Consider the following 24,271-nt stretch of genomic DNA (forward strand, 5'->3'; position numbering starts at 1 on the left):
CTCCAATGAATAAACTCTTTAACAGTTAGTCTTTAATAATTTCAGTATCTCGACCAACATAATCATCAAGCGTTTGGCCCGATGCAGTTTTCCACTCGCGCCATCCATTGGTAGCTCCAAGCACCAGTAGACACGAAGCGCCACTAGGTGAGTTGAATAGATAGTCTTTAGTAAACACTACCCTATCAGCATCTTTGTGCAAAATGCCTTTCTCAACCATTTCATCACGCTGGCTTATTAATCGTGGTTGTGTCGTTTTTCGAATTGGCACATAAGGCGCTGATGAGCCTTTTAGCATCACCATCCCTTCATTGGTGTAATAAGCCTTACCATCAACACCACCGCGCGTGCAGAAAAACATTTCTTTGGTGTCGCCTTCAGTTGGGTCCACCAAGGCCTCAAAAATGGGATAGCCTAGCGTAGCGAGCAGCAATGAACCAACGCGATGAACTTCATCACAGTCAGCTTTCAACGGGATTGGCGTGTGCGGCTTCTGCCCTCCATTACCGTTAACGAGTTCGTATCGAGCGCATTGCTTTGCTTTTTCGATACTAAGCGACTCAAGATACAGCGCATGGGTTTGCGTTAAGTTATTGGTTAACGAAATAAGAACCAAAGCACGCTCCCAATCTTTCTTTTCGTTCTTTAAATGCTGCCCCAACCGATGGCCGACATCGCCCGACTGCCCAATATAGACTTCGTCTTGATTCTCGCGCCCCACAAGGAAATACAACCCAACCTGGTGCGCTTCTGGCATTTTTAAAAATTCAGCTATTTGGTTGCGCGGCACTTCAATCACACGAACAATGGACGTGGTGATTTCAGCCACACGAATTCCTGACGGGTCGCCACTGGGCAAAAAGATTTGAATAGTTCTGGGCTGCTTTTCAAAACTCATGCGGCCTCCTCGTCAACTTTAACGCGGCGCTTGCCTGTTAACAGTTGCTGCATTAGGGCTTTCTTTTCTTGTTTTAGGGCTTCGAGTTTTTGCTGTATCGCTGCTATGTGATTTTCGGCTGTAACAAGCACATTAGCAATCCTATGCTGTTCTTGGTAACTTGGGTACTGAATATTAGTGGCTCTCAAATCGCTTACGCTTATATTCAACTGTGCTGCACCAGCTGCTTTATCGATTATTAACTTCTGAATTTTATCGGATAGGAATAAGTACGATACGAATAGCTGAACCGAACATTCTTTTGCCAATATTCGACCCACGCGTTGATTTAGATAGCAGGGAATATCATTTTCTTTTACCCAGCCATAGTTACTCAAGCTACCAGACATTCCAAAAATGAAATCGCCTGCTCGTAACTTGAATTTATCTAGCCCTCCAGTTGCTTCTACAACAACTTTCGCTGCACCAGAAATATCAATGCCACCAGATCTGAAGTCACTCATGCGGATGACCGGGACACCGCACACCGATTCTGTAAAATCATTGCTCTTAAATGCATAACCCGAATCAATTATCGCAATATCACTAAGTTTTCCATTGTTCCACTCTCCACTAAACCGCACGCCATTCTCATCAAGCAAACGCTTTTTGCCAATGAGTAGTTGTTGCATGAGTGCTTTTTTCTGCTGCTGGCTATTGGCAAGCAGTTGCTCAGTGATGTTGATGGCCTTATCCCACGTAGAGAGAATTTGGGCGATTTTCTTTTGTTCAGGTAGTGCGGGGTAAAACACTGGAATGCTTTCACAGTTAGCTTTATTTAAATATGGAATAGTTGTCTTTGAGGCAATACTTTCCATATATGATTTTTGTGTTTCGAGCCAATATGCAAGGTACTCGTTATAAATCTGCTTTGAACAGATGAACGCATGTAATTGCTGATTCAGAACAATCGGTTCGCTTGTTATAGCTATTAGCCCCAGTTCACCAACAGCAGCCATCACAACAGCTCCAGCTGGGACCAACTTTCCTCCCGCTTCTTTTAAGGCCTGCTCAGATACATAATTAACTTGATGGTGAGACGGAATATAGCGCCCTTTTATCTCAGGGGTAGTTACCCAAGGAATATTACCGTCAAATGTCTTCGGTTTATTTCGCCCTGGGACAATAGAGTCACATAACTCCCCTACAGGTTGCTTTTTCCACCCTTCAGGCACCATAACCCAACTCCTTCAGATACTTCGCCATCTGGTCTTCTAGTTCATCAAGTTCAGCTTTAAGCTTCATGCGCTCAGAACGCACAGCCATGAGGTCAATTTCTTCCTCTTCCTCAAAGGTATCAACGTAGCGCGGAATGTTGAGGTTGTAGTCGTTTTCTTGAATCTCTTCGAGGGTTGCGAGGTATGCGTATTTGTCCACGCTTTCACGTTCGCGATAAACATCGACAATCTTCTGAATGTTGTCGTCGCTCAGTTGGTTTTGGTTTTTACCAGATTTGAATTCGCGTGATGCATCAATAAACAACACGCGCTCGTTATCTTTGTTTTTCTTAAACACCAAAATAGCGGCAGGTATACCGGTGCCGTAAAACAGTTTTTCAGGTAATCCAATCACGGCATCAAGCAAGTTCTCGTCAATAAGCTGTTTACGTATTTTTCCTTCCGACGAGCCACGGAATAACACGCCGTGCGGTACGACAACGCCCATGCGCCCACCGAGCTTTGATGATGAGCCTGGTTTTAGCGTTTCGATCATATGCAATATAAACGCGTAATCGCCTTTGGTTTTGGGTGGAAGGCCACGGCGGAAGCGCCCAAACTTGTCGTTGGCGGCGTCGTCATAACCCCATTTATCAAGGCTAAATGGCGGGTTGGCGGTCACGATATCAAACAGCATGAGGTCGCCGTTTTTATCGAGTAATTTGGGGTTACGAATGGTATCGCCCCACTCTATTTTGTGGTTGTCTTCGCCGTGCAAAAACATGTTCATTTTGGCCAGTGACCACGTTGAGCCTATGGCTTCTTGGCCATAGAGTGCGTACTGCTTGCTGCCATGGTTGGCAACGACTTTGCGGCCACATTTCATGAGCAATGAGCCGGAGCCACAGGCTGGGTCGCAGATGCTATCACCCGGTTGTGGGTCGAGCAGTTCGGCCATAAGGTCGGATACTTCAGGTGGTGTATAGAACTCACCGGCTTTTTGTCCGCCGCTGGCAGCAAAGTTTTTAATGAGGTATTCGTAGGCGTTACCGATAACATCCAGTGAGCCCACGCGACTTGGCTTGAGGTTTAGCTCTGGCTTGGCAAACTCTTCAAGCAAATGACGCAGTATGTCGTTCTTTTGTTTTTCTTCGCCAAGTTTGTCGGTGTTAAAGCTGATGTCTTGGAACACGCTTTTACCGGCGTCTTTGAGTTTAGTGCCGTTGGCTTCTTCAATAGCATGTAAGGCTTGGTCAATGCGCTCGCCGTTGCCGGGTTCGTAGCGGCGTTCATATAAGGCGTAAAAACTGGCGTCACGTGGTAACACGAAGCGTTCGTTTTTCATCAGTTCTTCAATAAGCTCTGGCACGTCGCCGTGTGACGTCTGATATTGGTCGTAATGGTCTTGCCAGACATCCGAGATGTACTTTAAGAACAGCGTGGTTAGGATAAAGTCTTTATAGGTATCGGCACTGACGGTGCCACGAAACGTATCACATGCGTTCCATAACGCTTTGTTAATAGTGTCTTGTGAAATTGGCGAATTCATTGGGTATCCCTACGCGTATAAGTAACTCAAAATAGCATAATGACTGCTGTGTGCGACGGAATGTGTCGCGTGTTTATTTTTGTTAGATTTTTGGTGTAGCTATCTTAGCGTGTGGGTGAGGAGAACGCACGTTTTGAAATATGGATTCGACTTTGGTCTGCTATGTGCCATTAGCGGATCTTGAGCATTTCTTCTGTAGGCTCTATATAGAGTTGTTTAACGTCGAGTAAACTAGTATTGATGCAGAAAGTAGCGATCCAGTTCAAGTAATATCTGCTCAGCGCCTACGCTTCCCTGACTGATAAGTGTGCGAACAGCTTCAGAAACACTTGCAAATTTTAGCTTATGTTGTGACACACAGTAGGAGCCAAAATTATATTTCTGATCATTACCATAGCTCTTAAGTAGACCAAAATAAAAGTCTTTATCGTGATCAAAATCCAATATGCGATTGAGCCGTTTCGTCAAAATTTCGATGTCTAAAATTTGCTGTTCACTGTGAATAATTTTATTAGCAGCGTTTTTATCAGTTGAATATCGACATCTTTATAAACCACCTCTGGATCAGCATAATGTTGATCCCCGATTTAAACCAGTTTACCCGCTGCGAATTATTTTTTCGATATCAGCCTTTGAAATTTGTTTACCAGAACGGTTTACTTTTTCCTCAATAACCTGCATTTGCTAAATAATTGAAAAGTCTACATCGAGACTTACTATATCAGCGCCGGATGTACCGCTGAAAAAAATGCCCTTACGTTCACCATAAGCGCGAGCGATATGGCGTACTTCAAAATAATCGAGGTTCAAATTTCGTTTGTTATAGAAATCAGCCACGAGATGAAGAGTATTACGACCATTGGCCTTCGCGGTCCAGAGCACAGCAGCTAAATCTGCTAGCACCTTATTAATATCTTCATCGATAAGCTCTAGGTAGTTTGAATGACGATACTCTCCGCGACCTGATTGATAAATATAGCCAGCATTCTGGGCTGTGGTAATAGATTGATTGAGACGATCTTCCGGTAATTCTTTTTGCGATATTCCTTTCTCATTTACTCTTTTGTGGATTTGCTGCCAACATGCACCGGCCGGAATCTCTAGAAGTGTGTTCGCAATAGCAATAGCTTGGGGGAGGTCAACGGGCGACACGAAATCCCCGTATTTTATAAGCTTTTTCTGCTCGATACCGCGAAAAATAACGTTATCAGCTACCGCGCCGCCATAACCTTTTTCTTCGATTAAAAAATCGGTTAGCTCCGAAATTAAAGCGGGTGATTTGTTATATGCCCAGAATTTTTTAACTAAAAGAATTGGAATTTCCGGCGAAAGCACGTCTCTAAGTTCTACCTGTTGTTTGTTACAAGTAGCAGCAAGAAAATCAAAAAACGCGAGCTCACTACTAAATGATTCTCTTAGCTGAGGCATCAAGGTACTTTTTAACAAACTCAGATGTTCCTGAACGGTAAACCATAATCGCGAAGGAGATAGACTGCACCTGCTTACCCAGTTTTTAAGTATTCTTGACTCTAATTGCCTCACACGCTCGCGCGTGATTGCACCTGAAGGTAACGAACTTCCAATTTCTTCTAAGGTCAGGTGAGGTGCTTTATATCCCAGACGATGATTCCATATATAACGATCACGCGAGGTCAAGGCTTCTGTATAAGTTTCTAACCGGTGTATAAGTGTTCTTTCTGCATGCTCAAGATCAAGCGAATCTGAATTGAATTTAGCACCCCCTGCTGCTTGTTTCTCATTCGTTGTGGTCCTTTCTGCTAGCACGTCGCCGTGAGCAATACGTTCAATTAGATTAATTAGGAAATCACGTTTTAACTTACCAAATCCGTGTAGCCCTTCCATTGACCGGATGTTCAGAGCAAGCAACTCTCTGACACTGGCTGAATCACCCAAAATAGACTTAGCGTAATCTAGGTGTCGCTGCTCTTTTTCATTTAGTATCAAGCTGTCAACTGATGCGTTAAAAAATTCATCACTATGATGAAAATTTTCATTTTTTTCTAAGCTTTCAGTAGCTTGATAATCATCATCAGAGTCGAGCTTCCTGTATTCTGGTAAAGTAGGCCACTCTTCAAGGAGCTGCTTAAGTACGGTTAACTTTTTAGCACTAATACTTCCCAGCAACAGTAACTCACCGTCAGTCATGCAATCTAACTGCTCAAAGGTTATTTCTGGCCCTAAGTTCCGGATAAGCGCATTCTGTAGCGCAATATATTTTGGCTCAACGATTAATTCGTTTAAATAATTGGAACTCTTCCCGAGTTGTTTTGCTCGTTTTTTTGATTGCGTAAATTCCTCCCACCACAGCAACATTTCTCTGAATCGGCGAAGTTTTCGAAGGCCAAAGCTACCCAGATCAAGTAACTGCCCTTCATCCATATCCCGAAGCTCTTCATACGTGACCCGTTCACCAAAAATTTTGAAAAGATAATTCTTTAAAGTTTCATATCTCGGGTCCCCGGGGGTGTCAGCCAAAAGATTTTGTTCATCATTAGTCTCATAAGGTTTGTTATTATCCGCTTCGGCTAATGGCTTTTCGGAGGTTACTGGCTCTTCTTCGACTTCGGGCTCTTCCACCAATAAGGATATATTTCTTACTTCAGTCGGCGTTAAACCTAATAAGCCTTCCCACCAATCCATCATTTCGAAAAAAGCAGCTAGATTTTCGCTGCCAAAATCGGGGATGCCCGCCAAATCTCCTTCAGAAAGATCGCGTACCTGCTTATAGGTAAGATAGTCGTCGAACGTCTTCGTAAGAATATTTCTGATGCCCTGATAGCGGTTATTAAACGGTAAATCAGACATATAGCTATATGGAGCTACCGCCTCAGAGTCAACGCTATCGGTGGTTATCACCTTTTCCCACCATTCAACCAGGCGCCGCAGCTTTAGTAATTTTGCGTTATCAAAACCCGGCAATTCAAACAAACTATCCGATAGTTTGCTCATCGCAGAAAGCTCTGTGAAGGTAATTGAGTCTCCGAGATGCTCAGCTAAATATCCTTTAATGGTTCTAAAACTAAGATCGTCTGGCAGATCCTTTAGCCGCGCTTCCGCTACCATCCTTTTTTCCATTATTTGTAACCTCAGCTAACTCCAAGTGTCTTATAAACTGCATCCACAGGATCCGAATAAAAACTGATCTGGAACTTTGAAAGTAGGTAGGCGTAGGAAAAATGTGTGTTCTTTGGCAATCCTTCCTGGCGCCGCTAAAAACGTGACCTAAGTTGATCTATCCCACTGTTCAAGAACCCAGAGACCTAACTCATGGACACTCCATTCGTCATGTTCATTACAGTGGATATAGTCCCATAAGGTTACCGATAAAATATTTTTTAAATCAGCGGCGGGGATTTTTAAAATAGGTTCTGCGGCTTCAAGGCGGCTATTCGGGTTATCCTTAAAGTAACGAAGGATTTTGATATCTGTCGGTTCTAGTTGTTCAACTCCGTCCTTAGCCAGCTCATCGAGCCCCATCATTTTTACACGTCTATTTTTTGATAATAGGTGTCTGTGCGCTCTATCCCGTGCGCTGTTCTGCAAACGCTTTGCTGCACGCGTCTGCATTTCTTCTCTCAGAACCGTCATTTCTTCTCTACGAGCGTTCATTTCTTCTTTTCGTTTTTCTGCCTCTGCAATTCGTTTCGCTCTCTCCGAGCTTATTTGATCATTGCTATGAGAGTGTAAGGATGACGCGCTCTCAATAAGTTTCTCCAGCTCATGGCTAACTAACCACCCCCCTCGACAACCTGAACAGTAGTCAATTTCGGTTCCCTCGCGGCCGATTCGCATTAATTTTTCTGTAATACATACTGGACACTTCATTTAACACAGTTCCTAATCTACTCTCGGATAATCATAGGTTACATTTTTTTCACTTATTTTCAAAATCATTTAGCCAACGTGTAGGTAAGCGAAATATTCGCTGACTAAGTGAGAGTGGCCTGGAGGATGTACGCGATTTTAGCAGTATATGTTTATTCTAAAAAACAGGAGTATTTATTGCAGCTTGATATGGTAGGGGTCGGTAGTTCGAGTCTACTCGGACGCACCACTTTCTTGAACTCACAAACTATTTGATTTGCTAAGCCATCGCCTGATAGAGCGCATTGGAACCCTGTCTACAGCCACTAGCAATAACTGACGTCAGTAGTTCACAATAATGCTGATGGTATCAGTGTAGGTACCTACCTGGTTACCGCGACTGGAGCTGAGCGGAATTCGCCCGTAAATCGTATGGACATAATTTTGTCCATCTACTGGGTTGGCTGCAGTCACCACGTTATTGTTTCCGGAGCTATCATCACCCCAAACCTGTTGATACGCTGCATCGAGGTAAAGATTGTACTCGAGTGTCTGAGTACCGAAAATCATACTACGCAGACTATAGCTACCATTTCCCGCTGATAGAGCAATGGAGTAGCCGACAACATCGGTACAGTTCACCGTAATATTGCCGGTGCTATCCACAAAATCGAGCGTCAGTGGACTAAAGCTGCCAAAGTTTACCCCAGATGCGCTTACTTGACAGCTCGCAGCCTGTGCGGCCGCTGTCATCACTAAACCAGTTAGAGCCAACAGCAGACCACTTGCCCATCTCAATATTGCCTTCATGGTTGTTCTCCACAGGTAACAGGTCCGATTCGCGGCTCACTCGGTCCAGCGGGATCTAACGAAAGAACCAGTCCGCACGCCCCACCCTGCCATTGCCCCGATAAGAGATTGCGATCCGTTAGATCCATGAGATACGCCTCTCCACGTTTGCCAACTATGAAACTGGTCGCACCGAGCGCTACCGTCACACGCGCGCCAGCCGGCACCACTGTGCCATCGAGCTGGTGTAGGATCACCAGAGCATTGCGTGAACGATACACCGGGAAGTCAACCAGTAGTCCACTGCGAGCAAACGGCACAGCAACCTCTCGGACGCTCTGAATCTCAATATCAAAAGGTAGCTCTATCGGATCAATGGTGAGTTGGTTTGCTTGGTACGGCAATAGATCGGGCACCAAAGCCATACCCCTAGCATTCGTATTTGCGATCAGCTGATTACTTCGGTAGATGGGTATATTTTCAATGTTATCGATCTTAACCACGGCAAAACTGCCGGCACCGATCGTACGAGTAGCGAAAGTGTGCCCGCCCAACCAGCCGATGGAGCCACTTGCACCCAGACGAAGGGCTGGGTTATTGATCGTATCGGTGGCTTCCGCTCTGAAGCTACCAAAGTTGGTGTTTCGACTGAGGTCTCCGCGCCAATATTGATTAGGATCATCACTGACGGCTAAGCGCCAACCCGAGCCGGGACCGCCCGGCGGTGACTGGCTCACCTCTGCTCGATTGATAGTATTTCGGTTGCTACCCATGCGAGTGCTAGTGCTAGCGGAACGCTGCTTACCGAGTGAGAAATTGAGCGTAATACCGGCGCTCCAACCCTGATCAGAGCTGAGATCTTTACTGGCATAGCTACTAAGATATATACCCTCTGCCAGCGTCAGCCCCAGGTTTACCGTCAAGAGTTCGAGCCGACTATTGTCCCAAGACTTCTGAGCCGTGTAATTGATAGCTGTCGAAACAGTTCCCGTCAGCAATGTGCCAAAGCTTGCACTAAGGCGTTCACGTGGTCTAATTTCGTTCGGAACTGCTGCAAACTGAACGAAATTACGGTCGAAATACTCCCAACGCAAAGATCCGTTGCTGCCTGAAGTGCGACGTTCCATACCAAGCAGATAATGGTTCCCCTGAGATTGATCAGTGCGAGCTGTTGCTACTGCAGCTTCAACCGTGGCAAAGGTACCAAGCAATGCTACGAAATCGAATCCGATAGCTTGACGATGAGCCTGCGCCTCAAAGTGAACCTCTCCTGTTAGGACCGACGTCAACCCGTAGCGTCTGGTCCCAGCAACAAAACCATTGTCATAGTCATAATTATTGCTTCGCAAACCGTAGTTTTCACGCAAGACCCCTGCCTCTACAGAAAAATCGGACAGACCTTTGGCTAACATACGAGGTGAAAAATAATAAGCTTGGTTAATAATACTTTCACGCCCGAGAAGGTCTCGAACAATCAAATTGATTTCGCCTGACCCGCTGATCACAGGTACGTTGGTCAGCTCGAACGGACCGGGGTTAACCTGCTCAGTTTTTCTGAGTTGATTGTTGATCAAAATATCGATAGTCGAAGGCAACGCTGCCGACCCAGAAAGACTAGGCATGGGCATAGAAATGAATCCGGGTCTTAGAGAAAAGTCGCGGGCCCAGCGGATGCCAGCATAGCGTGCTGGCCGACTCCAGGCACCGCCATCGCTCACCGTATCTCCTAACACTAAGGTTTCCATAGGGCCTGGAAGGTCTTTACGCCAGTAGCTTTGTGTCCGTACAACCTGATTGTGATTCCGGTCACCGGTGTTTAAAAGGCCAGATACTAAGGAGCCTTGGTTGCTGAAGGCTACGCCTTCAAGTAAAAGACTGTGACTTTCATAGCCGTGGTCGCCACTACTGATGCTCGAATCATAGTCGAGATAGAAACCCCGCTGAACCTTGTCTGGCAATGAAACTGGCACCTGTAGCTGGTCTAATGAACTCGCTGAAAAAGCGGATGCCGGTGCTAAAATGGTTAGGGTCATCTGTCCATGATCAAGCATGTATGTCAGGCCCTCGACCGATTCTAACGCGTAGCCGTATTGGTTATCCGGCAGCAAGAGAGGCTCGTCTTTCGGTAATTTCAAATGAGCTACATCCCATACTTCTTTAGCAAGAGCAACCCGACCGTCTGCCGTTTGCTCTGCGCGGACGACACTCGGTAGCTGTTGATGATTAATGGTGACATTGAGCAACAGGGTTTCAGTCCGCCCAAGGTCAGTGCTAGGCGCTCGTGCTAATACAATTGGGCTAAGCAGCCCGATTGCTAACATACAAGAAAAATAGAACCGTCGACGAAGTTCAATAAAGCTCATGAGAGACCGAACCTGTGGGTAGACGGTCAGGATACGGCAATTCGAAGTTCATTTGCCCAACTGAGGTTTCGGCTGTAATGGTTAATCGCCCGGCAGACGGTGGTGGTGATGCGAATGTCCATTGCATCCACGAACCAGCTAGAATACGGTTGCCTGCCGCTAAATTATCGTGCTAATTGCTGCCATTCACCATCAGGCTGTGTACCTGAATATACTTATCACCATCGTTGTTCAACCGGAGACAATTCAATGAAACAGATTCTAGACATTTTTCTAGTTGCAGTTTCGGACCCATTGTTACTGTTCCGGCAATAAATACCGGTAGACGATGCGAGAATACAAAATTAACCGCATCAACCTCATTCTTGTACTCAGTCGCGCTGATATCATCGAATACCAGTCGATATGCACGTTCCACCGTGGCGACTGTTGGACGTCTTTGTGTAACCCGAAATATCTGGACGCCCCGTGGCGCTATCTGTGCAATGACCGGAGCAACCAGTAGATCAGTACTCTCCGCCAAGTGGTCTTCGCCATTGCTGTTTACTAGGATTGGCTTGCTGCTTCACCTGAGTTTGTTGCGGGCGGGCAGAATCAGCATTTTTCTGCTTGTCGGGCATACCAATCGTTTTGCCTTGAGCAGTTTTGCCGCTATGGTTTTCGTTAATATGAGAACCGTCTGGACGTTTATCTTGTGTTTTCATAACTACCTCTGTCTTAATCAGCCGACACTAAAATGTGTTGGTTGTAGACAGAGTCTGCAGGATTATTGTGGGGAATTCGGTACGGTAACGCACATAGGATGTTTAGCTTTGGTAAAGTTCTAGCTCCTCGAAAGAGTTTTGATAAGATGCCAGCCAAATTTGGTTTTTACTGGACCATGTACTTCTAAGGTAGGTTTACTAAAGACAACTTTATCGAACGCGGGAACCATTTGGCCACGACCAAACTCACCGAGATCACCGCCCTTTTTCGCTGATGGACACAAGGAATGTTTGCGCGCTAGATCGCCAAACTTTGCACCTTTTGCTAATTGCTGTTTTAGCTGTTCTGCTTCGGTTTGGGTTTTGACTAAAATATGTAAAGCGTGTGCGCGAGCCATGAGCTCTCCTTGATTCTGGAAGGACTACTGAAGTCTACACAAACCATCCGTCCCAACCAATATCTCTGGTACAATGCGCGAAACTAAATGTAGCCCATACAAAGCCACCAATAAGTGATCTTAAGCATGTCTGATTCAAACGCTAATCCACGCAACTTCACCGAATTGAAGCTCTCGCCAGCCTTGTTAACAAGCTTGAGTGAAGCTGGATTTCAGCATATGACCGAGGTACAAGCGTTGAGCTTACCGGTTATTTTAGCGGGCGAGGATGTACTCGTTCAGGCAGAGACAGGCTCCGGTAAAACGGCAGCTTTCGCGCTCGGGATTCTGGCAAAGCTCAATGTCGGAGTCTTCGCACCGCAAGCGTTGGTGTTGTGCCCCACCCGCGAATTGGCTGAGCAAGTCGCAGACGCTATTCGAACACTCGCAAAGTCAATGGCGAACGTGAAAGTGCTAACGCTGTGCGGTGGTGTGCCGGCACGCAATCAAATAGCTTCACTTGAACACGGAGCTCATGTACTCGTGGGTACGCCGGGGCGAGTGCTCGATCATGCGAATCAGCAGCGTATCCAATTCGATCAGATAGCAACGTTGGTTTTAGACGAAGCCGACCGCATGCTGGAAATGGGCTTTCAAGACGAAATCAACGCTCTGATTGCGGCAACACCAGCGTCACGTCAAAGTTTACTATTCAGCGCCACCTATCCAAATAAAATTGAACAGTTGACGGCTCGTGTCAGCAAAAACGCGCAGTCCATTCAAGTTGGCTCAGCACAGACCGCGCCGAAAATCACTCAGCGCTTCTATGATTTGGCAGATACCACCGCAGCTCAGGCAGTAAACCAATTACTCCTCGATCAGCAACCGAGCAACTCTATGGTGTTTTGTAACACCAAAGCGGAAACCCAGAGTATTGCGGATAAACTGCACGCCAAAGGTCATAGTGTCCTGGCGTTGCATGGTGACTTAGAGCAAAAAGATCGCGATCAAACCATGGTGCAGTTCACCAATGGAAGTGCTCGCGTTTTAGTGGCAACCGACGTTGCTGCTCGCGGCCTTGATATCGCTGAACTTGATTTGGTCATTAGCGTACATATGGCTCATGACACCGACACTCACACGCATCGAATTGGTCGTACCGGACGAGCAGGTGCTGAGGGGCTTGCGGTTACGCTCATTGGTCCCCAAGACGATTACAAATTACGTTTACTCGAAGATACCTTTGCTGAGCCAATTAAACTACAGCCCCTGCCGAATCCAGCAACCGGCCGCACGCCGCTGCAAGCAGAACTCGTAACGTTACAACTCAGTGGTGGCAAGAAAGACAAGTTGCGCCCGGGTGATATTGTCGGCGCCCTTACCCGCGACAACAAATTGACCATGGCCGACATCGGTAAAATCAAAGTACAAAGCCAGTGGGCTTTCGTCGCCGTCAAAAAATCTGCTGCTAAACACGCCTTGGCACTAATCAATAACGACAAAATCAAGGGCAAACGCTTCCGCGCCCGTGCGTTGTAGCACTGCTGCGGTATTCGCCGCTTCATTCTGTTAATACCAGTTTGAAAACTAATGCCATCGTCAGCGGTGATTGTTATTATCGAAGCAGAATTGGCTTGATGAGTAGGTCGTTATGAATCCATGTGTGGTGATTGGCGCGGGTCCAATGGGGCTCTGTACAGTGCGTCGACTGAAGGAACAGAACCTTGCTGTGATTGGGCTGGAAGCGCATGCTGATGTCGGTGGCTTGTGGGATATCGATAGTCCAACCAGCACTATGTATGACTCGGCACATTTGATCTCGTCGAAGCGTATGACCGAATTCAATGATTTCCCGATGGCAGATCATGTCGCGACCTACCCTAAACACGATGAGTTGAAAGTCTATTTTCAAGATTACGCGCGACATTTTGGACTCTATGAGCACTATCGTTTTAACAGCACTGTCGAGAAAATTGAACCTGAATGTGATCAGTGGCGGGTTCACTACCGTCAGCATGGCGAACTGCAGACCCAATTAGCGAGTGCGGTGTTGCTCGCTAACGGTACATTGCACCACCCGAATCGACTGCAACTCGAGGGTAGCTTCAACGGCGAGATGATGCATAGCTGTGATTACCGCAGTGCCGATATTTTCGCTGGTAAACGAGTCTTGATTATTGGGTGCGGTAATAGTGGCTGCGATATTGCAGTTGATGCCGTACACCGCGCCAAAAGCGTCGATATGGTTGTCCGGCGGGGCTACTATTTCCTGCCTAAGTTTGTTGCAGGCCGTCCGATTGATACACTCGGCGGCAAGATCAAGCTTCCCACGCGACTGAAACAAACCATAGATGGGCTCTTGGTCCGATTGCTGTCGGGTAAACCTAGTCGTTACGGCTTACCTGACCCTGACTATCGGATGTACGAGTCACACCCGGTCATCAACACCCTGTTCTTACATCATATCGGTCATGGTGACATTAAAGTTCGCCCAGCTATTGAGCAACTCACGGACAGCGGTGCAACGTTCACGGATGGCACCAGCGGTGAATATGACCTTATTTTGCAAGCGACCGGCTATAAACTGCACTATCCATTTATCGATGCAAAGCACCTGAATTGGAACGGTCATGCCCCGCAGCTGTATCTGAATATCTTCAATCCTCAACATCCAAATCTCTTTGTTATGGGCATGGTGGAAGCAGCGGGTTTAGGCTGGCAAGGACGTGATGACCAAGCGCAGTTGGTTGCTGCGGTGATTCGTCAGCAACGGGATAACCCAGAACAAGCGGATGCCTTCTTTCAACGAGCACAAGCTCATGCACAGCAGCGTATTGACGGCGGCATGCATTATCTTGAACTCGAACGCATGGCCTATTACGTGCACAAAGACACTTATCTCAAGGCGCTAGCTCACGAGATGAAGCGCGTAGGTCACGAGGCATAAATGTCCGCCACGTCATTGGTTATCTTGAATGCAGTGCTCGCGCTGATGATGTTTGGCATTGCGCTAAGTCTAAAGGCCGAGGATTTTAAACGCGTTGCACAAAAGCCCAAAGGTCCTTTGGTTGGATTAGTCGCGCAATTTGTCCTGTTGCCAGCGTTAACGTTTGTCGCTATTAGTTTGATTTCGATGCCTGCAGAAATTGCTCTCGGCTTACTCTTAGTCAGTTGTTGTCCTGGCGGTAGTTTCTCCAATTTGATGACTTACTTAGCCAATGGCAACACAGCCATGTCGGTCAGTATGACTGGTATCGCTAGCCTCTTAGCATCCGTATTAACACCGCTGAATTTCATGTTCTACGCCAGTATGAATGCACACACTGATGCGCTGTTAAAAACCATTGATGTCTCCACCTGGGATATGCTCGCTATTGTGGTTTTAGTGTTAGCAATTCCTCTTACAATCGGACTCATTTGCGGCCGTCGGTTCCCTACTTTTGCCGCCAAAACAGAACAGTTTTTTCGCGTCATATCACTGACCGCGTTGCTGGGATTCGTTGCCATAGCACTCATACTGAACTGGGATCAGTTTATTGCCGGGGCCAGCATTTATTTGCTGTTCGTTGTTGCGCACAACGCTTTAGCGTTAACCTTGGGTTGGGCTTCAGCGCGTACATTGGGCCTACCGAAAGCAGACCGTCGTGCGGTGAGTCTCGAAGTAGGTTTGCAGAACTCCGGGCTCGGATTAGGCATTATCTTCACCTATTTTGCTGCACAAACAGACATGGCGATTATTGCTGCGGCTTGGGGAATTTGGCATCTCATTTCAGGTCTCAGTTTAACGTTTTTCTGGCAATGGCTGGATAGACGACAACTGAACTCTGCAGGGACAGTAGCGAAATGACTATGAATATCCTGATTACTGGCAGTGAAGGCTACATCGGGCAAGCCTGCATCGCGCGTTTACTCCCGCATCACCACGTCGTCGGCATCGATATTCGGCCTCCGACCAAGCAGGCCTATCCCTATTTTCAGGAAGATATCCGCTCTCCGGCACTGGCCGCGATCGTACAACAACATGAGATTACCCACGTGGTGCACTTAGCCAGCGTGATGCAAGCCAGTGATGATCGTCAACGTGATTACGATATTGATGTGAATGGCACACAGAATGTGGTCGAGGCCTGTCTGCAAGCCCATGTGCACCATTTAACGGTCACGAGCAGTGGCGCAGCGTACGGTTATCATGCCAATAACCCTAAATGGTTAAGCGAATCGGATCCTCTGCGTGGCAATAAAAGCTTTGCGTACAGCTATCACAAGCGCTTGATTGAGGAGATGCTGGCCGATTACCGACTCGAACAACCGCAGTTAAAGCAGTTGGTGCTGCGCCCTGGAACTATTCTTGGCGCCACTACGAATAATCAGATCACGGACTTATTTGCCAAACGGCGCTTATTGGCTATCAAGGGCTCTGAGTCGCCATTTGTGTTTATCTGGGATCAAGATGTCGTCAACATCATTCACGACGGCGTGATAGCCAGTAAAGAAGGTCAATTTAATCTCGCCGGTGATGGTGCGATGACCATCAGTGATATTGCGGAAACACTGAACAAACCTTTGCTCACACTGCCCCCGTGGCTGCTCAAGTCTGCCTTGCGATTGGGGCACAAAGTCGGCCTTACCCAATATAGCGCCGAGCAAATTGATTTCCTGCGCTACCGTCCAGTACTGGCGAATCAGGCTTTGAAGGAGGTATTTGGTTACACACCCCAAAAAACGTCGCGTGAAGTTTTTGCCTTTTTCGTCGAGCATAATCCAGAGTACCGCGCATGAAGTCAGCTCCAGCGAAACCTATTGCAGTAATAACAGGTGCAGCCTCTGGTATTGGGCTAGCGCTCGCGCACCAGCTGCGCGCTCATTACCTGCTGCTGTTGGTGGATGTGAACGCTACCGCGTTGCAGCACCAATTCAATGACTGGGATGATGCCAAAGTCTATGCCATTGACTTAACGAACAGCGCCGCTGTTGCTGCGTGGTTGACTTCCCAACTGAATGAATTAGATGGGTTAGATTTGCTGGTTAACAACGCAGGGATTACCCATCGCTCGTTGGCTACTGCCACGCAAATGGACGTTATCGAGCGAGTCATGGCTGTCGATTACTTTGCGCCTGTGCAACTGTCTCAAGGATTGCTCCCGCTATTGCAGAAACGTAGCGGTAAAATCGTCAACATGGGGTCGATGGCAGGTTGGATGCCGGTTCTTGGCCGAGCGGGTTACTGCGCAGCAAAGTCAGCGTTATCTCAATACTTTGAAACGTTACGTGCAGAGCTTGCCGATACTGGCGTTACTCTATTAATGGTCTATCCAAGTTTTATCGATACCCCGATCGAAAACCATGCCCTCGATGGGCAAGGTTCTATCGCACAGCACCCACGTTCTATGGTTGGTAAAATGCGTAGTACCGAGTGGATGGCGCAACGTATTGTGCGTGCTATTCGCAACAATCGGCAACGTTTATTCCCCGATCGATTTACCTATTTCGCAAGTCTATTTTACCGCATCGCGCCGAGTTTATATTTACGGCTCATGCGCCGGCGCTTACGCAGTGAGCTGGACCACAATCATTAAACACCGATATCCTCGTTCCATAATTCTGGGCGGGTTGCGATAAAGTCTTTCATCAGTTGAATACACTCCGCATCTTGCCTGACTTCAACTTCAATTCCGGCATCACGTAAACGCTGTTCGGCGCCCATAAACGTCTGGTTTTCACCAACGATAACTTTGCGGATTCCGTATAGCTCTATCGCACCGGAGCACATGCAACACGGCGACAATGTAGTGTAAATGACACTATCCCGATACACCTGAGCACTCTGGCGTCCGGCATTTTCGAGAGCATCCATTTCCCCATGCAAAATGGGACTGCCCTGCTGGACTCGACGGTTGTGTCCCCGGCCGATAATCTCATCACGATAGACCAATACCGATCCAATCGGAATTCCACCTTCGGCTAAACCTTCTTTTGCCTCGGCAATAGCTGCCTGCATAAACTTATCGACTTCACTCATGTTGTTCCTCAACTGATAATATCCATACGTTATTTAAGCACAGTTCACGTCAAGTTGGTTGTCCTGTTACAATCAAAGCTCACTCTCCGCAACCCGATGGCAATACGCATGCAGATTGAGCACAGCTATGCAGATACCTTTGCAGCGAATACTGAAGCTGAGTTGGTTGTACCTAGCCAGCCCGCAAAAGCTCGTGATCCGCAATGGCTAGCGTTTAACGCAGACTTAGCAACACAGCTGGGAATTCCAGAATCACTGCATGCCACGCAGGCAGGCTTGGACTTGTACAGCGGAGCGAAATTGCCGGACTGGGCTCAGCCCGTTGCTTTAGGCTATGCGGGACATCAATTTGCAAACTTTGTGCCTCGCCTGGGCGATGGTCGAGCACTCCTACTGGCTGAACTTGTGACTGCTGATCAGCAGCGTTTCGATATGCAACTCAAGGGTTCAGGTACAACGCCTTTTTCGCGCGGCGGTGATGGTAAAGCACCACTAGGTCCGGTGATGCGTGAGTTCCTCGTTAGCGAAGCTATGTATGCGCTTGGCGTGCCAACCACCCGTGCTTTAGCAGCGGTCGCTACCGGTGATTGGGTTCAACGCGACGAGGCACAGCCGGGAGCCATCATTACCCGTATTGCTAAAAGCCATTTGCGTATTGGAACTGCACAATTTGTCGCACAACAAATAGCACAGGGAGCTGATGAGTCCTTACGACAAGCCTTTGCCGACTATGTAATTCAGCGCCACTACGCGTTATCAAACGACCGCAACCCCCCGTATCGCGCCTTGCTCCGGCAAATTATTGACCAACAAGCGCACACCGTGGCGCATTGGATGAGTTTGGGTTTTGTGCATGGTGTTATGAATACAGACAATATGACGCTGAGTGGCGAGACTATCGACTACGGTCCCTGTGCGTTTATGGAAAACTACGACCCCAATGCGGTCTTCAGCGCAATCGACCGAGCGGGCCGCTATGCATACAAAAATCAACCCGGCATTGCACTATGGAATTTGGCGCGACTCGCTGAAGCATGGCTACCTTTACTAGCGAAAACCGGAGAATCTCAGGAACAGCTGATTGAATCAGTTACCGAACTGGTGCATGAATTCCCGATTCGCTATGAAGCCTACTACGATCAAAAAATGGCTCTCAAACTTGGGTTGAGAACGCCTTCTAAGGACACTCAAGCCGTAGTCCGCGATTGGCTCGGTATTCTGAATACTAATCAACTAGACTTCACGCTGTCGTTTCGCCGATTAGCTGACGTCCTTGAAATTCAAGATAGTCGTTTTAATCACCTCAATGAATGGAACGACTGGTATCAAAGCTGGCAACAGTTGCTCTCTCGGCAACAAGACTCTGCAACCAGTGTTGTAACTCGTATGCGTCAGCATAATCCTGCTGTCATTCCGCGAAATCATTGGGTGGAGGCGGCTATTCAAGAAACCCTCCGTAGCGGCGAACTCAAAATCTTTAATGAGCTCGCTCAAGTGTTACGTACGCCTTATGATTTTCCGTCCAAGTTATCTCGCTACGCCGAACCCGCCGCGCCTGAACAACGGGTAACCCGAACCTTTTGTGGAACCTAGAGAATAAGATACCTGCTAAATAAAGTTTGACTTCACTGTGAATGAGCGTACAGTGGGCGGCGTTGGTTAAGAAACAGCAAGTTAAATCTCCTCTACGTCGCATTACTAGCAGTAAATCTTCGTCCTGTAGCTTTAAATTTCCATTTTTTTACCCGCATGATCCCGTTCATGGCATTGGCTATGGCGGAAAATTTTTCAAAGAATACAGGATATTATTATGTCTACTACAGTAACTGGCGTTGTAAAGTGGTTTAACGAAGCAAAAGGTTTTGGTTTTATCGAGCAACAAGGTGGCGCAGACGTATTTGCTCACTTTAGCGCGATTGCTAGCAGCGGGTTCAAAACCTTAGCTGAAGGTCAACGCGTATCGTTCTCAATCACTCAAGGTCCTAAAGGCCCACAAGCTGAGAACATCGTCGCTCTGTAATTCGCACTCTCTTCGGAGAAACCAAACGAATTCAAAACGATGAAAAAGGCCGTGCATTGCACGGCCTTTTTTTATGTTTAAAGCGAGTGATAAAATCGCACAGGATCTAGCGCAGTAACACATTCAATCAAGGAACGCATGGCCACCATTTACGAAGTCTCAAAATTAGCGGGTGTATCGCTTGCTACCGTATCTCGAGTCATTAACAGTAATGCTCCGGTACGCGAGGCTACGCGTAAGAAGGTAGAGGCTGCTATGGCGGAACTCGGTTATCGTCCAAATTCCGTAGCGCAATCGCTCGCATCGTCCCGCTCAAATAGTATTGGCATTTTAGTGTCCGAGTTGAATGGTCCCTTCTACGGAGTTCTCTTGAGCCGCATTGAGGCCGAGTTTAGAGCTGCTGGCAAGCATGTCATCATCGCTGCTGGACACAGTAATGAATCATTGGAGCGCGAAAGCATCGAATTCCTTCGTAGCCGCAACTGTGATGCCTTGATTCTGCATGTTGAAGCCGTGTCTGACGACTACCTCATTGAATTATCAGGCAAAGGCTGTGCCTTCGTTTTAATTAACCGTTATGTCGAAGATCTAGCAGACCGCTGTATTACGCTGAATAATCATTATGGTGGTTACTTGGCTACCCGTCATATGCTTGAGTTAGGTCATCGCGATATTGCCTATGTCTCTGGCCCCATGTGGAAGCATGATGCCCAAGAGCGCTATAACGGACATCTAGAAGCACTGGCTGAATTTGGCGTAAAGATGAATCCAGCTTTGGTCTATGAAGGTGATTTTCAGGAGACTGGCGGCGAACAAGCGCTTGCTCACTTTCTGCAGCACAACCTTAAATTTACCGCGTTAGTCTGCGCCAACGATGAAATGGCCTCCGGTGCGATCACATCAGCACATGACTTAAAGATAAAGATCCCCGAGCAATTGTCAGTCATTGGTTTTGACAATGTTAACTTTGCCCACTATATCTATCCGAAGTTGACGACTATTGATTACCCCATCGGCGATATCGGTCAAATGGCCGCCCGCTGGGTCATTAAAAATGTGTATCAACAACCGAATACAGCAATACAGGAAGTTTTTGAACCGCGCGTTGTACAGCGGGATTCTACTCACGCTTGTGGTTAATATAGCCACAGCAAACGAGGACAGTTTATGACAACGCTCACACACCCCGTCCGCGGCAACGAACGGGTGCAAACGCTGGATATTATCCGCGGCTTCGCTCTTTTCGGTATTCTAATGATGAATATCGAATACTTTCAAAAACCTTTGATGGCCATGATGCTTGGTATTGATACCAGCTTAAGTGGGCTCGACTTTGGTGTCGCTTTATTCGTCTTTACCTTTATTCAGGGTAAGTTTTACACCATGTTCTCACTGCTGTTTGGTATGGGTTTCGTCATTTTCCTCGACCGTGCCATGCAAAAAGTCGAACATCCTAAACGACTCTTCTTTAAACGCTTATTTGTCCTCAGCTTGTTCGGTGCTGCGCATCTATTCTTTATCTGGGGTGGCGACATTCTTCTGAGTTACGCCATTTGCGGTGTATTTCTGTTGTTGTTTGCCAAAACGAAACCGTCAAGACTCTGGAAATGGGGCGTCTTCTTTATCATCCTGCCCATTTTGTTGGCGTGGTTACTTGCGTTTGGTATTCAAGCTGCAATGTCTGATCCCGCTCAAGCCGCTGAACTGGCTGCCGAATTCGAAGCGAATGAAGCATCAATGCGAGCAGATATTGTTAAAGGCGCAGCCATTTACGCAACTGGCTCATTCTGGGAAATTGTGCAGTGGCGTGCATACGAGGCTAGCTTTATTTACTTAGGTGGCGGTTTAATCTTCTTCCTGCCAACGTTGTTGGGTACCTTTCTGATTGGTGCGTCATTTGCGCGAGCCGGTATTTTTACATCGGCTTCTGAGCATTTTAGCGCTTATCGTCGCATGGCTATTTTGGGATTGGTGATTGGTATTCCGACGGCGATCTATTTTGGCTTATTCGCACGCAATATGAATATGATGATGCCGACCGTCTTTGGCGCACAGATGATGACCATCCAAACCATCGCCAATCTGGCACTGTGTTTAGCTTATATGAGTATCATTGCGCTGGTGGTGCGCAGAGCAGAAGGTCGTAATCAGAAACATTGGCTACACAACCTCGCTCCTGCTGGGCGCATGGCGTTGACCAACTACCTCACCCACTCGATTGTCTTTACCACCGTGTTCTACGGCTATGCCTTCGGCATGTATGGGGAGATTGGACGCGCAGCGGCAACTGGCTTCGCGATTCTGCTTTATTTGGCACAAATTCCGTTTAGTCGCTGGTGGATTGAACGTTTCCACTTTGGCCCTGCTGAGTGGCTATGGCGCACCCTAACCTATGGTAAACGCCAACCCTTCAAACGCAGTGCTTAGGAGCGGCCTTTCTTTGGACGAGAGTTTGGACGAGAGTTTGAATGAGAGCTTGGACGAGAACGAGAACCTCGAGAATTAGCTGGCTTAGCGCCCTTGTGAGACGGCTTGCCAGCTGATTTTGGGTTCGCTTTTTGTCCTTGCGGTGGCCGTGCTTTATTCGCAGGTTTGCGCCGTTGTTGGCCAGCTGGTGCTTCCGATGAAGAATGGGCAATCGATTGCATCAGTTCGCTCAGTTCCGCTTCGGTCAAGTCACGCCAATGGCCAACAGGCAAGCCGCTCAAGCGAATATTCATAATTCGTACCCGCTCAAGTTTGCGCACATCGTATCCGAAATACTCACACATCCGTCGGATTTGTCGATTTAACCCTTCAATCAAGGTGATACGGAACACATTGTGTTTCACCTGTGAGATTTTACAACGCTTAGTACGTGTACCCAGTATTGGTACTCCGTTCGCCATCCCCTGCAGAAAATCTTGGGTGATGGGTTTATCCACCGTTACCACGTATTCTTTTTCGTGTTGATTCCCTGCCCGCAGAATCTTATTCACTAAGTCGCCATTACTCGTTAAGAAAATAAGACCTTGTGAATCTTTGTCGAGTCGACCAATTGGGAAAATACGCGTTTTGTGTCCAACAAAATCTTGAATATTGTCGCGTTCCGCTGAATCCGTCGTACTTACAATCCCGACCGGCTTATTCAACGCAATAAAGACGAACTTCTCTTTGTTCTGAGGCTTGATGAGCCGACCGTTGACTTTCACCGTGTCGCCCGGCCCCACTTTATCCCCCACAACGGCCTTGCGACCGTTGAGGGTGACCATACCTTGCTCGATCAGTCGATCGGTTTCACGGCGCGAGCATAATCCGCTCTCGCTAATAAACTTATTGAGACGAACCGATTCACGTTCTTGCATATCAGTCCTGCGGCACTCGCACCCAACCTTCCATTAATACCCGCGCAGAGCGGCTCATAATGGCTTTGGTGACGGTCCACTGGCCATTGACTTGTTTAGCTACGGCGCCAACACGCAAAGTACCAGACGGATGCCCAAACACGACCGCTTCCCGATCACCACCACCGGCAGCAAGGTTCACGACCGTACCAGGAACCGCAGCTGCGGTGCCTATTGCGACAGCGGCAGTGCCCATCATGGCATGGTGTAACTTACCCATCGACATAGCGCGAACCAGCACATCAATATCACTCGCTTTCACTGGTTTACCGCTCGATGAGACATAATCGGCTGGCGGCGCTACAAACGCGATCTTGGGCGTATGTTGACGTGAGGCTGCTTCTTCGATGTCATTAATCAAGCCCATTTTAAGTGCACCATAGGCTCGTAATGCTTCAAACTTCAGTAATGCTTCCGCATCTTCATTGATTGCACCTTGCAATTCCGTACCGGTGTAACCAATATCAGCAGCATTCACAAAGATGGTCGGAATGCCGGCGTTAATAAAAGTAGCTTGAATAGTGCCGAAATTGGGTACTTCGAAACTGTCGACCACATTCCCGGTTGGGAACATCGCGCCGCCCTCACCATCTTCATCGGACGCCGGATCCATAAACTCAATTTGTACTTCAGCCGCCGGAAACGTTACGCCATCGAGCTCAAAATCACCGGTTTCTTGTACGGCGCCATTGGTGATAGGCACATGCGCAACAATAGTCTTCTGAATATTGGCCTGCCAAATTCGCACTACCGCAGTACCATTTTCAGGGATGCGCGAAGCATCCACTAAGCCATTGGTAATAGCGAATGAACCTACGGCAGCGGTTAAATTGCCACAGTTACCACTCCAATCAATAAAAGGCTTATCAATGGAAACTTGTCCAAATAAGTAGTCGACGTCATGGTTGGCTTTGTCGCTACGCGACAAAATGACCGTTTTACTCGTGCTCGAAGTCGCGCCGCCCATGCCGTCTGTGTGTTTGGCATAAGGATCTGGACTGCCAATCACTCGCAACAGTAACCGATCACGCTCTACGCCCGGTTTTTGAGCGAACGCAGGTAAGTCATCAAGCTTGAAAAAAACACCTTTTGAAGTCCCGCCACGCATGTACGTGGCGGGGATCTTTAATTGTGGTGCAAACGCCATA

Annotated in this window: 23 protein-coding genes; 9 read left to right on the forward strand and 14 right to left on the reverse strand. The window is 47.5% G+C overall.

The window, feature by feature from the left end:
• Nucleotides 1-25: 25 nt before the first annotated feature.
• The 11 genes from ACN0S4_RS05410 to ACN0S4_RS05460 all read right to left on the reverse strand — a co-directional run bounded on the left by ACN0S4_RS05410 (nucleotide 26) and on the right by ACN0S4_RS05460 (nucleotide 11,722).
• Nucleotides 26-898 (reverse strand): GIY-YIG nuclease family protein, encoded by an 873-nt coding sequence (locus tag ACN0S4_RS05410; RefSeq protein ID WP_417656691.1) that lies wholly within the window; start codon nucleotides 896-898, stop codon nucleotides 26-28.
• The gene (locus ACN0S4_RS05415; protein ID WP_417656692.1) at nucleotides 895-2,115 is read right to left on the reverse strand and encodes a restriction endonuclease subunit S; all 1,221 of its coding nucleotides are present in this window, start codon (nucleotides 2,113-2,115) and stop codon (nucleotides 895-897) included. The genes ACN0S4_RS05410 and ACN0S4_RS05415 overlap by 4 nt, the downstream gene beginning before the upstream one ends.
• Nucleotides 2,105-3,643, reverse strand: coding sequence for a type I restriction-modification system subunit M (locus tag ACN0S4_RS05420; protein ID WP_417656693.1), 1,539 nt, complete (start codon nucleotides 3,641-3,643; stop codon nucleotides 2,105-2,107). The genes ACN0S4_RS05415 and ACN0S4_RS05420 overlap by 11 nt, the downstream gene beginning before the upstream one ends.
• Before the next feature lie 684 nt (nucleotides 3,644-4,327).
• On the reverse strand, nucleotides 4,328-6,739 hold the full coding sequence (locus ACN0S4_RS05425) for a hypothetical protein (RefSeq protein ID WP_417656694.1): 2,412 nt from the start codon (nucleotides 6,737-6,739) through the stop codon (nucleotides 4,328-4,330).
• A 147-nt stretch (nucleotides 6,740-6,886) separates the two neighbouring features.
• On the reverse strand, nucleotides 6,887-7,489 hold the full coding sequence (locus ACN0S4_RS05430; RefSeq protein WP_417656695.1) for a zf-TFIIB domain-containing protein: 603 nt from the start codon (nucleotides 7,487-7,489) through the stop codon (nucleotides 6,887-6,889).
• A 321-nt stretch (nucleotides 7,490-7,810) separates the two neighbouring features.
• Nucleotides 7,811-8,278, reverse strand: a complete 468-nt coding sequence (locus ACN0S4_RS05435) for a spore coat U domain-containing protein (protein WP_417656696.1) — start codon at nucleotides 8,276-8,278, stop codon at nucleotides 7,811-7,813.
• Nucleotides 8,275-10,620, reverse strand: coding sequence for a fimbria/pilus outer membrane usher protein (locus tag ACN0S4_RS05440; RefSeq protein WP_417656697.1), 2,346 nt, complete (start codon nucleotides 10,618-10,620; stop codon nucleotides 8,275-8,277). Before ACN0S4_RS05440 ends, ACN0S4_RS05435 begins: the two co-directional genes overlap by 4 nt.
• Entirely contained in the window at nucleotides 10,607-10,747 is a 141-nt protein-coding gene (locus tag ACN0S4_RS05445; RefSeq protein ID WP_417656698.1) for a hypothetical protein, read from the reverse strand. The genes ACN0S4_RS05440 and ACN0S4_RS05445 overlap by 14 nt, the downstream gene beginning before the upstream one ends.
• Before the next feature lie 45 nt (nucleotides 10,748-10,792).
• Nucleotides 10,793-11,143, reverse strand: coding sequence for a fimbria/pilus periplasmic chaperone (locus ACN0S4_RS05450; protein WP_417656699.1), 351 nt, complete (start codon nucleotides 11,141-11,143; stop codon nucleotides 10,793-10,795).
• The gene (locus ACN0S4_RS05455; RefSeq protein WP_417656700.1) at nucleotides 11,127-11,324 is read right to left on the reverse strand and encodes a hypothetical protein; all 198 of its coding nucleotides are present in this window, start codon (nucleotides 11,322-11,324) and stop codon (nucleotides 11,127-11,129) included. The genes ACN0S4_RS05450 and ACN0S4_RS05455 overlap by 17 nt, the downstream gene beginning before the upstream one ends.
• 119 nt (nucleotides 11,325-11,443) lie before the next feature.
• Nucleotides 11,444-11,722 carry a peptidylprolyl isomerase gene (locus tag ACN0S4_RS05460; RefSeq protein ID WP_417656701.1) on the reverse strand — a complete coding sequence of 93 codons (279 nt, stop codon included), beginning with the start codon at nucleotides 11,720-11,722 and terminating at the stop codon, nucleotides 11,444-11,446.
• 126 nt (nucleotides 11,723-11,848) lie between these two features.
• Between ACN0S4_RS05460 and dbpA the strand changes: the two genes are divergently transcribed.
• The 5 genes from dbpA to ACN0S4_RS05485 all read left to right on the forward strand — a co-directional run bounded on the left by dbpA (nucleotide 11,849) and on the right by ACN0S4_RS05485 (nucleotide 17,277).
• A complete protein-coding gene (gene dbpA / locus ACN0S4_RS05465) occupies nucleotides 11,849-13,240 on the forward strand; it encodes an ATP-dependent RNA helicase DbpA (protein WP_417656702.1) in 1,392 nt (463 codons plus the stop codon).
• 112 nt (nucleotides 13,241-13,352) lie between these two features.
• Nucleotides 13,353-14,648, forward strand: coding sequence for a flavin-containing monooxygenase (locus tag ACN0S4_RS05470; protein ID WP_417656703.1), 1,296 nt, complete (start codon nucleotides 13,353-13,355; stop codon nucleotides 14,646-14,648).
• A complete protein-coding gene (locus tag ACN0S4_RS05475) occupies nucleotides 14,649-15,548 on the forward strand; it encodes a bile acid:sodium symporter family protein (protein WP_417656704.1) in 900 nt (299 codons plus the stop codon).
• Nucleotides 15,545-16,480, forward strand: coding sequence for an SDR family oxidoreductase (locus ACN0S4_RS05480; RefSeq protein WP_417656705.1), 936 nt, complete (start codon nucleotides 15,545-15,547; stop codon nucleotides 16,478-16,480). The genes ACN0S4_RS05475 and ACN0S4_RS05480 overlap by 4 nt, the downstream gene beginning before the upstream one ends.
• On the forward strand, nucleotides 16,477-17,277 hold the full coding sequence (locus ACN0S4_RS05485; RefSeq protein ID WP_417656706.1) for an SDR family NAD(P)-dependent oxidoreductase: 801 nt from the start codon (nucleotides 16,477-16,479) through the stop codon (nucleotides 17,275-17,277). Before ACN0S4_RS05480 ends, ACN0S4_RS05485 begins: the two co-directional genes overlap by 4 nt.
• Here the strand turns inward: ACN0S4_RS05485 and ACN0S4_RS05490 are convergent.
• The gene (locus tag ACN0S4_RS05490) at nucleotides 17,274-17,720 is read right to left on the reverse strand and encodes a nucleoside deaminase (protein WP_417656707.1); all 447 of its coding nucleotides are present in this window, start codon (nucleotides 17,718-17,720) and stop codon (nucleotides 17,274-17,276) included. The genes ACN0S4_RS05485 and ACN0S4_RS05490 overlap by 4 nt on opposite strands.
• A gap of 108 nt (nucleotides 17,721-17,828) precedes the next feature.
• Between ACN0S4_RS05490 and ACN0S4_RS05495 the strand changes: the two genes are divergently transcribed.
• From ACN0S4_RS05495 to ACN0S4_RS05510, 4 genes are all read left to right on the forward strand, one after another.
• Entirely contained in the window at nucleotides 17,829-19,313 is a 1,485-nt protein-coding gene (locus ACN0S4_RS05495) for a protein adenylyltransferase SelO (protein ID WP_417656708.1), read from the forward strand.
• 217 nt (nucleotides 19,314-19,530) lie between these two features.
• The gene (locus ACN0S4_RS05500) at nucleotides 19,531-19,740 is read left to right on the forward strand and encodes a cold-shock protein (protein WP_169929664.1); all 210 of its coding nucleotides are present in this window, start codon (nucleotides 19,531-19,533) and stop codon (nucleotides 19,738-19,740) included.
• 138 nt (nucleotides 19,741-19,878) lie between these two features.
• Nucleotides 19,879-20,880: a LacI family DNA-binding transcriptional regulator gene (locus ACN0S4_RS05505; RefSeq protein ID WP_417656709.1), complete on the forward strand. Its 1,002-nt coding sequence runs from the start codon at nucleotides 19,879-19,881 to the stop codon at nucleotides 20,878-20,880.
• Between the two features lie 27 nt (nucleotides 20,881-20,907).
• Nucleotides 20,908-22,167, forward strand: a complete 1,260-nt coding sequence (locus ACN0S4_RS05510) for a DUF418 domain-containing protein (protein ID WP_417656710.1) — start codon at nucleotides 20,908-20,910, stop codon at nucleotides 22,165-22,167.
• Here the strand turns inward: ACN0S4_RS05510 and rluF are convergent.
• On the reverse strand, nucleotides 22,164-23,084 hold the full coding sequence (gene rluF, locus ACN0S4_RS05515) for a 23S rRNA pseudouridine(2604) synthase RluF (RefSeq protein WP_417656711.1): 921 nt from the start codon (nucleotides 23,082-23,084) through the stop codon (nucleotides 22,164-22,166). The genes ACN0S4_RS05510 and rluF overlap by 4 nt on opposite strands.
• A gap of 1 nt (nucleotide 23,085) precedes the next feature.
• Nucleotides 23,086-24,270: a 2-methylaconitate cis-trans isomerase PrpF gene (prpF, locus tag ACN0S4_RS05520; protein WP_417656712.1), complete on the reverse strand. Its 1,185-nt coding sequence runs from the start codon at nucleotides 24,268-24,270 to the stop codon at nucleotides 23,086-23,088.
• Nucleotide 24,271: the final 1 nt, after the last annotated feature.

This window comes from Pseudidiomarina aestuarii, from assembly GCF_048263735.1.
Lineage (GTDB): Bacteria > Pseudomonadota > Gammaproteobacteria > Enterobacterales > Alteromonadaceae > Pseudidiomarina > Pseudidiomarina aestuarii_B.

Coding starts and splice junctions, on each gene's coding strand:
- ACN0S4_RS05445 (WP_417656698.1), bottom strand. CDS start 10,747: ATGCAATGGACATTCGCATCACCACCACCGTCTGCCGGGCGATTAACC.
- ACN0S4_RS05510 (WP_417656710.1), top strand. CDS start 20,908: ATGACAACGCTCACACACCCCGTCCGCGGCAACGAACGGGTGCAAACG.
- dbpA (WP_417656702.1), top strand. CDS start 11,849: ATGTCTGATTCAAACGCTAATCCACGCAACTTCACCGAATTGAAGCTC.
- ACN0S4_RS05485 (WP_417656706.1), top strand. CDS start 16,477: ATGAAGTCAGCTCCAGCGAAACCTATTGCAGTAATAACAGGTGCAGCC.
- ACN0S4_RS05480 (WP_417656705.1), top strand. CDS start 15,545: ATGACTATGAATATCCTGATTACTGGCAGTGAAGGCTACATCGGGCAA.
- ACN0S4_RS05420 (WP_417656693.1), bottom strand. CDS start 3,643: ATGAATTCGCCAATTTCACAAGACACTATTAACAAAGCGTTATGGAAC.
- ACN0S4_RS05430 (WP_417656695.1), bottom strand. CDS start 7,489: ATGAAGTGTCCAGTATGTATTACAGAAAAATTAATGCGAATCGGCCGC.
- ACN0S4_RS05435 (WP_417656696.1), bottom strand. CDS start 8,278: ATGAAGGCAATATTGAGATGGGCAAGTGGTCTGCTGTTGGCTCTAACT.
- ACN0S4_RS05415 (WP_417656692.1), bottom strand. CDS start 2,115: ATGGTGCCTGAAGGGTGGAAAAAGCAACCTGTAGGGGAGTTATGTGAC.
- ACN0S4_RS05460 (WP_417656701.1), bottom strand. CDS start 11,722: ATGGCTCGCGCACACGCTTTACATATTTTAGTCAAAACCCAAACCGAA.
- ACN0S4_RS05455 (WP_417656700.1), bottom strand. CDS start 11,324: ATGAAAACACAAGATAAACGTCCAGACGGTTCTCATATTAACGAAAAC.
- ACN0S4_RS05425 (WP_417656694.1), bottom strand. CDS start 6,739: ATGGAAAAAAGGATGGTAGCGGAAGCGCGGCTAAAGGATCTGCCAGAC.
- ACN0S4_RS05470 (WP_417656703.1), top strand. CDS start 13,353: ATGAATCCATGTGTGGTGATTGGCGCGGGTCCAATGGGGCTCTGTACA.
- ACN0S4_RS05410 (WP_417656691.1), bottom strand. CDS start 898: ATGAGTTTTGAAAAGCAGCCCAGAACTATTCAAATCTTTTTGCCCAGT.
- ACN0S4_RS05490 (WP_417656707.1), bottom strand. CDS start 17,720: ATGAGTGAAGTCGATAAGTTTATGCAGGCAGCTATTGCCGAGGCAAAA.
- ACN0S4_RS05495 (WP_417656708.1), top strand. CDS start 17,829: ATGCAGATTGAGCACAGCTATGCAGATACCTTTGCAGCGAATACTGAA.
- rluF (WP_417656711.1), bottom strand. CDS start 23,084: ATGCAAGAACGTGAATCGGTTCGTCTCAATAAGTTTATTAGCGAGAGC.
- prpF (WP_417656712.1), bottom strand. CDS start 24,270: ATGGCGTTTGCACCACAATTAAAGATCCCCGCCACGTACATGCGTGGC.
- ACN0S4_RS05500 (WP_169929664.1), top strand. CDS start 19,531: ATGTCTACTACAGTAACTGGCGTTGTAAAGTGGTTTAACGAAGCAAAA.
- ACN0S4_RS05475 (WP_417656704.1), top strand. CDS start 14,649: ATGTCCGCCACGTCATTGGTTATCTTGAATGCAGTGCTCGCGCTGATG.
- ACN0S4_RS05440 (WP_417656697.1), bottom strand. CDS start 10,620: ATGAGCTTTATTGAACTTCGTCGACGGTTCTATTTTTCTTGTATGTTA.
- ACN0S4_RS05505 (WP_417656709.1), top strand. CDS start 19,879: ATGGCCACCATTTACGAAGTCTCAAAATTAGCGGGTGTATCGCTTGCT.